The following is a 286-nucleotide window of genomic DNA, read 5'->3' as shown; positions in this document are numbered from 1 at the left end:
CCCCTGCCATGCGTGGCGTGCCCCCCCCACCCACCCCCCCCCCCCGCCCCTCACCCCGGCCGGCTCCCCGGCGACTGGTACGACGCCGTCCCGCTGGCCGACGACACCGTGGCGGTCGTCATCGGCGACGTGGCCGGTCACGATCTGGAGGCCGCGGCCTCCATGGCCTCCACCCGGAACATGCTGAGGGCCCTGCTGTTCGACCAGAGCCATCCGCCCAGCGCCATCCTCGCCCAGCTCGACCGCACCCTGTCTCTGATACACAACTGACGCTCGCGCCGACTAT

General features: G+C 72.7%; 1 protein-coding gene. It reads left to right on the top strand.

What is annotated here, in order from left to right:
• Positions 1–270: SpoIIE family protein phosphatase (locus ACFXA3_RS37850; protein ID WP_385195045.1), on the top strand; the 270-nt coding region annotated here is incomplete at its 5' end.
• Positions 271–286 lie beyond the last annotated feature (16 nt).

This window comes from Streptomyces sp. NPDC059456 (assembly GCF_042750055.1).
In the GTDB taxonomy this organism is placed as follows: domain Bacteria; phylum Actinomycetota; class Actinomycetes; order Streptomycetales; family Streptomycetaceae; genus Streptomyces.
Note: the sequence above shows the minus strand (reverse complement) of the source record. Positions and strands in the feature narration are given on the sequence as shown.